At 71.7% G+C, this 8,468-nt stretch carries 7 protein-coding genes; 3 read left to right on the top strand and 4 right to left on the bottom strand.

The annotated features are described in order from the left end of the window. The 4 genes from ABT08_RS08280 to sucC all read right to left on the bottom strand — a co-directional run. A partial coding sequence (locus ABT08_RS08280; RefSeq protein ID WP_288114608.1) for a cell division protein PerM occupies positions 1–965 on the bottom strand: 965 nt, incomplete at its 3' end. Positions 966–1,051: 86 nt separating this feature from the next. After that, entirely contained in the window at positions 1,052–1,492 is a 441-nt protein-coding gene (locus ABT08_RS08275; RefSeq protein ID WP_056206006.1) for a nitroreductase family deazaflavin-dependent oxidoreductase, read from the bottom strand. A gap of 159 nt (positions 1,493–1,651) precedes the next feature. Next, a complete protein-coding gene (gene sucD / locus ABT08_RS08270) occupies positions 1,652–2,554 on the bottom strand; it encodes a succinate--CoA ligase subunit alpha (protein ID WP_045246003.1) in 903 nt (300 codons plus the stop codon). Between the two features lie 30 nt (positions 2,555–2,584). Further along, positions 2,585–3,751 carry an ADP-forming succinate--CoA ligase subunit beta gene (gene sucC, locus ABT08_RS08265; protein WP_045246004.1) on the bottom strand — a complete coding sequence of 389 codons (1,167 nt, stop codon included), beginning with the start codon at positions 3,749–3,751 and terminating at the stop codon, positions 2,585–2,587. Between the two features lie 134 nt (positions 3,752–3,885). Between sucC and ABT08_RS08260 the strand changes: the two genes are divergently transcribed. The 3 genes from ABT08_RS08260 to ABT08_RS08250 all read left to right on the top strand — a co-directional run bounded on the left by ABT08_RS08260 (position 3,886) and on the right by ABT08_RS08250 (position 8,429). Beyond that, positions 3,886–4,551 carry a TetR/AcrR family transcriptional regulator gene (locus tag ABT08_RS08260; RefSeq protein WP_045246005.1) on the top strand — a complete coding sequence of 222 codons (666 nt, stop codon included), beginning with the start codon at positions 3,886–3,888 and terminating at the stop codon, positions 4,549–4,551. Positions 4,552–4,629: 78 nt separating this feature from the next. Next, a complete protein-coding gene (locus ABT08_RS08255; RefSeq protein ID WP_288114604.1) occupies positions 4,630–6,993 on the top strand; it encodes an ATP-binding cassette domain-containing protein in 2,364 nt (787 codons plus the stop codon). Between the two features lie 2 nt (positions 6,994–6,995). After that, the gene (locus tag ABT08_RS08250; protein WP_288114602.1) at positions 6,996–8,429 is read left to right on the top strand and encodes a phytoene desaturase family protein; all 1,434 of its coding nucleotides are present in this window, start codon (positions 6,996–6,998) and stop codon (positions 8,427–8,429) included. Positions 8,430–8,468 lie beyond the last annotated feature (39 nt).

The raw sequence follows: 8,468 nt of genomic DNA, 5'->3' as shown, positions 1-8,468 counted from the left end.
GAGCGCACGACCCACCCGGCCACCGCACCCGCCGCGATCGGCAGCAGCACGAGCGCGAGCAGCCACACGGTCCCCGATGGCGGCAGCGCGGCGAGCACAGGCACGCCGGGCACGACGCCCGCGTGGGTGCCGACGGGGGAGATCGTCGAGCCGGCACCGAGCGCGAAGCCGGGGCCGGCGAGATAGGACATCGTCCAGACGATGAGGGTGGGCAGGTAGACGAGCTGGCCGAGCTCGATCATGACCGCGCCGATCAGATCGACGCCGCCCTGCTGCGCGAGGGTGACGATCGCGGTGCCCCGCACGATGACGGCGACCGCGAAGGCCAGCGCCGAGACGCCCACGAGTGCGGTCAGGGCGGTCACCGCGCCGCGCACGGCGAGACCCGGCACCTCGGGCCAGATGCCCGGCAGTGCGTCGGTGCGGGACCGCACCGCGTCGATGAGCCCGTCGTCGCCGTCGCTCCATGCGCGGGCGATCGCGCCCGCGAGGGCACCCGCGAGATAGACGAGGGGCGGGAACAGCACCGCCTGCCAGAGTGCGGCGCTCGCCAGCGGCTGCGCCCCGGTCAGCGCGATCAGCGCGGATGCCGCGGCGAACACGACGACCCCCGAGACGACCCCGGTCACCCAGGCGCCGGCCTGCGCGGCGCGCGAGCCCGATCGAGCGGCGAAGAAGAAGGTGAACGCGAGGAACGCGAGCGGTGCGAGCGAGAGCGTGAAGGTGGCGGCCGTGTCGTCGATGCCCGCCTGCACGAGGTACTCCGTCGGCAGTGTCACCGACAGCGGCACGCCGTGCCCGAGCTGCCAGACGGCCGCGGTCGCCTGCCACAGCGCGGCGGGGCCGGCGCCGCTGACGGCGGTGATCCACAGGAGCGCGAGGGGCACCACCGCGGCGCCGACGCTGATGGCCGCCGCGACGAAGGCATCGAGGGCGGCGAGGAGGGTGACGACCAGGCGCTGCATGGCCTTCCGACCCTACCTGCGGCATCCGCGCTCGCCGGGCGGGCGCGCCCGAGCTCTCAGTGCTCGATCGGGTCGAGCACGAGCTCTCAGTGCCCGATCGGGTCGAGCACGAACAGCGCGATGCGCCGGTCGGTCTTCTTCTGGTACTCGGCGTAGTCGGGCCATGCCGCGACGGCGCGCTCCCACCACTGGGCGTACTCGTCGCCGTCGACCTCGCGCGCGGTGTAGTCGAGCTTGACGTCGGCGTCCTGCAGCTCGACGTGCGGGTTGGCGCGCACGTTCCAGTACCAGGCGGGAGGCTGCGGGGCGCCGCCCTTCGAGGCGACGATCGCGTAGTGACCGTCGTGCTCGACCCGCATCAGCGCGGTCTTGCGCAGGCCGCCCGTCTTCGCGCCGACGGTCGTCAGCACGATGATCGCCGCGCCGCGAAGGGATGAGGCGTCGGCGCCGTTCGAGGCCTCGAAGGCCTCCGCCTGGGTGCGGGCCCAGTCGGCCGTGGACGGAAGGTACTCACCGGAGAGAGGCATGCGCTCACCCTAACCCCGCGCACCGCGGCGCGGGGCGGCATCCGTCATGTGCGACGCAACGGCCGCGCGGCACGGACCGATCCGCGGCGGCGCGGGCCGCGGCATCCGGGAACGACGACGGGCCGGCGGTGAACCGCCGGCCCGTCGAATGCGCTCGGATCAGAGCGACGCGATGATCTCGCGCAGCAGCGCGGCGGTCTCGCTCGGGGTCTTGCCGACCTTGACGCCGGCAGCCTCGAGGGCCTCCTTCTTGGCCTGCGCGGTGCCGGCGGAGCCCGACACGATCGCGCCGGCGTGACCCATGGTCTTGCCCTCAGGTGCGGTGAAGCCGGCGACGTAGCCGACGACCGGCTTGGTGACGTGGGCCTGGATGAAGGCCGCCGCACGCTCCTCGGCGTCGCCGCCGATCTCGCCGATCATGACGATCGCCTTGGTCTCGGGGTCGGCCTCGAAGGCGGCGAGCGCGTCGATGTGCGTCGTGCCGATGATCGGGTCGCCGCCGATGCCGATGGCGGTCGAGAAGCCGAGGTCGCGCAGCTCGAACATCATCTGGTAGGTCAGGGTGCCCGACTTCGAGACGAGGCCGATCGGGCCCTTGCCGGTGATGTTCGCCGGCGTGATGCCCACGAGCGACTCGCCCGGGGTGATGATGCCGGGGCAGTTCGGACCGATGATGCGGGTCGTGTTGCCCTTGCTCTGCGCGTAGGCCCACGCCTCGGCGGTGTCACCGACGGGCACGCCCTCGGTGATGACGACGAGCAGCGGGATCTCGGCGTCGATGGCCTCGATCATGGCGTCCTTCGTGAACGCCGGCGGCACGAACGCGATCGACACGTCGGCACCGGTCGCGGCGATCGCCTCGGCCACCGACGCGAACACGGGCAGCTCGACGTCGGCGCCCGCGGCATCCTTGTGCGCGACGGTGGTGCCGGCCTTGCGGGCGTTCACGCCGCCGACGACCTGAGTGCCCGCCTTCAGCATGAGAGCGGTGTGCTTGGTGCCCTCGCCGCCGGTGATGCCCTGGACGATGACCTTGGAGTCCTTGTTGAGATAGATCGACATAGTCCTAGTTCCTTATCCGGATGCCGCGGCTCAGGCGTTCGCCAGCTCGGCGGCCTTGTCGGCGCCCTCGTCCATGCCTGCGGCGAGGGTCACGAGCGGGTGGCCGGCCGCCGCGAGGATCGCACGACCCTCGTCGACCTGGTTGCCGTCGAGGCGTACGACGAGGGGCTTGGTGGCCGCGTCGCCGAGGATCTCGAGGGCCTTCACGATGCCGTCCGCGACCGCGACGCAGCTGGTGATGCCGCCGAACACGTTCACGAACACGCTCTTGACCTGCGCGTCACCGAGGATCACGTCGAGGCCCGCGGCCATGACGGTCGCCGAGGCGCCGCCGCCGATGTCGAGGAAGTTCGCGGGCTTCACGCCGCCGTGGTTCTCACCGGCGTACGCGACGACGTCGAGGGTCGACATGACCAGGCCCGCACCGTTGCCGATGATGCCGACCTGACCATCGAGCTTCACGTAGTTGAGGCCGGCGGCCTTCGCCTTCGCCTCGAGCGGGTCGGCCGCATCCTTGTCCTCGAGCAGCTCGTGCTCGGGGTGACGCACCTCCGATGCGTTGTCGTCAAGGGTCACCTTGCCGTCGAGGGCGATGATGTTGCCGTCGGCGTCGAGGATCAGCGGGTTCACCTCGACGAGGGTCGCGCCCTCGCCGGTGTAGACGTTGTAGAGCTTGACGAAGACGTCGGACACCTTCTCGACGAGCTCCTCGGGGAACTTCGCGGCGCGGGCGATCTCGACGGCCTTGGTCTTGTCGATGCCGGTGAGCGGGTTCACCTCGATGCGCGCGAGCGCCTCGGGACGCTCGACGGCGAGCTCCTCGATCTCCATGCCGCCCTCGACCGAACTGAGCGACAGGTAGGAGCGGTTCGAGCGGTCGAGCAGCACCGAGAAGTAGAACTCCTTGTCGATGCGGGCGCCGCCGGCGACCATGACGCGCTTGACGACGTGGCCCTTGATGTCGAGGCCGAGGATGGCCTTGGCCGCCTCGTACGCCTCGTCGGGGGTCTTCGCGACCTTGACGCCGCCGGCCTTTCCGCGGCCACCGGTCTTCACCTGGGCCTTCACGACGACGACGCCGCCGAGCTTCTCCGCGGCCGCCCTCACCTCTTCGGGAGTGTCCGCGACGATGCCCGGGAGTACCGGCACCTCGTACTTCTCGAATAGGTCACGTGCCTGGTACTCGTACAGATCCACAGTGCTTCCTTCGCTGGGGCGAACGGGATGACGACGCTCCAAAAGCGTCTCGACGTCGAGATAAACGACCAGTGCCCCAGCCTATACCGCGTGCCGATGTGCCTCCGCCGTGAGCGCGAGTAGGCTCGGCCTCCATGAGCGTGACTACACCGGCGGACGACGCACGCACTGTCGTCGTCCAGGCTGCGCTCGAGCTGTTCGCCTCGCAGGGGTTCGAGGCGACATCCGTCGACCAGATCGCGAAGGCGGCGGGCATCTCCCGCTCGACCTTCTTCCGGCAGTTCGGAGGCAAGGACGATGTCGTCTTCGCCGACCACGACGCGGTGCTCGAGCGCCTCCGCACCTTCCTCGATCGGGCGCACGCGGATCCGTGGGAGGCGATCTGCGAGGCATCCCTCATCGTCTACCGGCACTACCTCGCCGATCCCGAGCTCGCCCGCCGCCGCTACACCGTGGTGCGCCAGGTGCCGACGCTGCGCGACCGCGAGATCGTCACGGTGTTCCGCTACGAGCGCCTGTTCGACGAGTACCTGCGGCGCGCGCTGCCGGGCATCGAGCCGCTCACGGCGGTGAGCTTCGCCGCCGAGGTCACCGCGGTGCACAACCACGTGCTCCGGCAGCTGCTGCGGGGCACGAAGCGCATCCCGACCCAGACCCTCCGCGCCGCCCTCGACGACGTGCTCGCGCGCTTCGACGTCGGCCCCTCCCCCGAGGGTGCCGACGACGACGTGGTCGTGGCGGTGTTCCCGAGACGGATGCCGCTGGCCGAGGTCACGCGGCGGCTCTCCGCCGAGCTCTGAGCCGCGGCATCCGCTGCTCTCACACCTATCGCACCGGACCCCCGCCGGTATGACGGGCGCCGCGACTACCCTGGCGTCATGACGACGCCCTCACCCGCCGCCGACGCCCACGAGTGGATCCGCGTGCGCGGCGCGCGGGAGAACAACCTCGCGGGGGTGGACGTCGACATCCCGAAACGTCGCCTAACGGTCTTCACCGGGGTGTCGGGCTCGGGGAAGAGCTCGCTCGTGTTCGGCACGATCGCGGCCGAGTCGCAGCGGCTCATCAACGAGACGTACAGCTCGTTCGTGCAGGGCTTCATGGGCACGCCGTCGCGGCCCGAGGTCGATCAGCTCGAGGGGCTGACGACAGCGATCGTCGTCGACCAGGAGCGGCTCGGCGCGAACTCTCGATCGACCGTCGGCACGGCGACCGACGCGAACGCACTGCTGCGCATCCTGTTCAGCCGGCTCGGCACGCCGCACCTCGGTTCGCCGCAGGCGTTCTCGTTCAACGTGCCGACCGTGAGCGGCCAGGGCGCAGTCACGAGCCAGCGCGACGGCCGCACCGTGAAGGAGGTGCGCCGGTTCGAGCAGACCGGCGGCATGTGCCCGCGCTGCGAGGGCATGGGCGCGGTCTCCGACATCGATCTCACGCAGCTGTTCGACGAGACGAAGTCGCTCATCGACGGTGCGATCACGATCCCGGGCTACACGGCCGACGGGTGGATGGTGCGCGGCTACGCCGAGTCGGGCTTCTACCCGGGCGACAAGCCGATCTCGACGTTCACGGCGAAGCAGCGCGACGACTTCCTCTACAAGGCGCCGACCAAGGTGAAGGTCAACGGCATCAACCTGACCTATGAGGGCCTCGTGCCGCGCATCCAGAAGTCGATGCTCTCGAAGGACGTCGAGGCGATGCAGCCGCACATCCGCACGTTCGTCGAGCGGGCGGTGACGTTCCAGCAGTGCCCCGAGTGCGGCGGCACCCGCCTCAACGAAGGGGCGCGCACGTCGCTCGTCGGCGGCATCTCGATCGCCGACGCATGCGCGATGCAGGTGAGCGACCTGGCGGCGTGGGCGCGCACGATCGACGACGCCTCGGTCGCCCCCCTGCTGGTCGGCCTGCGCGACTTGCTCGACTCGTTCTCCTCGATCGGCCTCGGCTACCTCTCGCTCGATCGTGCGTCGGGGACGCTGTCGGGAGGCGAAGCACAGCGCATCAAGATGATCCGCCACCTCGGCTCCGCCCTCACCGACATCACCTACGTGTTCGACGAGCCGACGGTCGGACTCCACCCCCACGACATCCGCCGCATGAACGAGCTGCTCCAGCGACTGCGCGACAAGGGCAACACGGTTCTCGTCGTCGAGCACAAGCCCGAGACGATCGCGATCGCCGACCACGTCGTCGACATCGGCCCGCGCGCCGGCACGGCGGGCGGGAACATCGTGTTCACCGGCACCGTCGACGAGCTGCGCGCCGCCGACACGCTCACCGGGCGCCACTTCGACGACCGCGCGGCGGTGAAGTCCGAGGTGCGCACGCCGTCGGGGGCGATCGAGGTGCGCGGGGCGTCGACCCACAATCTGCAGGGCGTCGACGTCGACCTGCCGCTCGGCGTGCTGACGGTCGTGACGGGTGTCGCCGGCTCGGGCAAGAGCTCGCTCGTGCACGGGTCGGTCGCGGGACGAGACGGCGTCGTGGTGGTCGACCAGGGCGCGATCAAGGGCTCGCGGCGCAGCAACCCGGCGACCTACACCGGCCTTCTCGACCCGATCCGCACGGCGTTCGCGAAGGCGAACGGCGTGAAGCCCGCACTGTTCAGCGCGAACTCGGCGGGCGCGTGCCCGAACTGCAACGGCGCGGGGGTCGTCTTCACCGATCTCGGACCGTTCTCGACGGTGTCGTCGCTGTGCGAGGTGTGCGAGGGGAAGCGGTTCGACGCGTCGGTGCTCGATTACCACCTCGGCGACCTCGACATCAGCGAGGTGCTGGCGCTGTCGGTGGCGGATGCCGCGGCCTTCTTCGCCCCCGGAGCGACCTCCGTGCCGGCGGCGTACGCGATCCTGCAGCGGCTGGTCGACGTCGGGCTCGGTTATGTGACGATCGGCCAGCCCCTCACGACCCTCTCCGGCGGCGAGCGCCAGCGGCTGAAGCTCGCCGTGCACATGGGCACGAAGGCGCAGGTGTACGTGCTCGACGAGCCGACGACCGGACTGCACCTCGCCGACGTCGCCCAGCTGCTCGCGCTGCTCGACCGCCTCGTCGACGCGGGCACGTCGGTCATCGTCATCGAGCATCACCAGGCCGTGATGGCCCACGCCGACTGGATCGTCGACCTCGGCCCGGGCGCCGGACACGACGGCGGCCGGATCGTGTTCGAGGGCACCCCCGCCGACCTGATCGCGGCCCGCTCGACCCTCACGGGCGAGCACCTCGCCGCGTACGTCGGCGCCTGACCGTGCCACGCGCGACCGTCGTCGGGTCGGGTCCGAACGGGCTCGCCGCGGCGGTCACCCTCGCGCGCACAGGCTACGAGGTGCGCGTACTCGAGGCGGCCGCCGCCCCGGGCGGGGCAGCCCGCACGGCCGAGCTCACGCTGCCGGGCTTCCGCCACGACGTCGGGTCGGCGGTGCATCCGGCGGCACTCGCCTCGCCGTTCTTCGGGGCGTTCACGCGAGCGTCGCCGATCGACTGGATCACACCCGAGTTGTCCTTCGCGCACGCGCTCAGGGGCGGAGCCGCGGCGGTGTGGCGCTCCCTCGACCGCACGGTCGAGCAGCTCGGCGCAGGGGGCCCGGCCTGGCGACGCGTGTTCGCCCCGCTCGTCGCCCGCTCCGACGAGGTCGCCCGCTCGGCGACCGATGCGCTGCTCGGGATGCCGCGGCATCCCGTCACCGCCGCGCTGCTGGCCGCGCAGGCCGCCGCCGTCACCGCCCTGCCGCCGCGTGAGGCCGCCGTCCGGGCGCTGCTCACCGGCCTCGCGGCTCACGCGAACACGCGGCTGCCGTCCCCCACCGCGTCCGCCGCCGGACTCGTGCTCGGCACCTACGCGCAGGCGGCGGGCTGGCCGGTCCCGCGCGGCGGCGCGGGCGCGATCATCGACGCGCTCATCGCCGACCTGCACCGACACGGCGGCACCCTCGAGACGGGCGTGCGGGTGCGCTCTCTCGAGCTGCTCGACCGCGGCGACTGGGCGCGCGGCGACCTCGTGATGCTCGACACGTCGCCGAGGCTGCTGCTGTCCTCCCCCGCGCTGCCGCGGGCGTACGGCCGGCGGGTGCGCGGGTTCCGCTACGGCGCTGGCGTCGCCAAGGTCGACCTCGCTCTCGCGGGGCCGGTGCCGTGGACCGATCCGCTCCTCGCGGGCGCCCTCACCGTGCACCTCGGCGGGGCGGCCTCTGACACCGTGCGCGCGGAGCGCATCGTTGCGAGCGGGCGGGAGCCGCGGCATCCGTTCGTGATCGTCGTGCAGCCCTCCGTCGTCGACGACACCCGCGCTCCCGCCGGGCGCGCCGTGCTCTGGGCGTACGCGCATGTTCCGGGTGGGTCGCGGCGGGACCCGCTCGAGACGGTTCTCGCCGAACTCGAGCGGCACGCGCCCGGAGTGCGCGACCTCGTGCTCGCGGCGCACACGACGACCGCCGCCGACCGTGAGCTCGGCAACCCGAACGAGGTCGGCGGGGATGTCTCGGGCGGCGCCTTCACGCTCGCGCAGGCCGTCGCGCGGCCCGTGCTCGCCGGGTCGCCGTGGCGCACCCCGCTGCCGGGGATCTACCTCTGCTCGGCGTCGACCCCGCCCGGACCTGCGGTGCACGGCATGGCGGGCTGGCACGCCGCCCGTACGGCGCTGGCCGACGCCGGCACTCGGGTGTCCCTCGCCACGCTGTTCTGAGCACGCGCGAGCTTCCCGCCCCGCTCCCCTCCCCCCTCT

It is taken from the genome of Microbacterium sp. SCN 71-21, from assembly GCF_001725695.1.
GTDB classification, from domain to species: Bacteria; Actinomycetota; Actinomycetes; order Actinomycetales; family Microbacteriaceae; genus Microbacterium; species Microbacterium ginsengisoli.
Note: the sequence above shows the minus strand (reverse complement) of the source record. Positions and strands in the feature narration are given on the sequence as shown.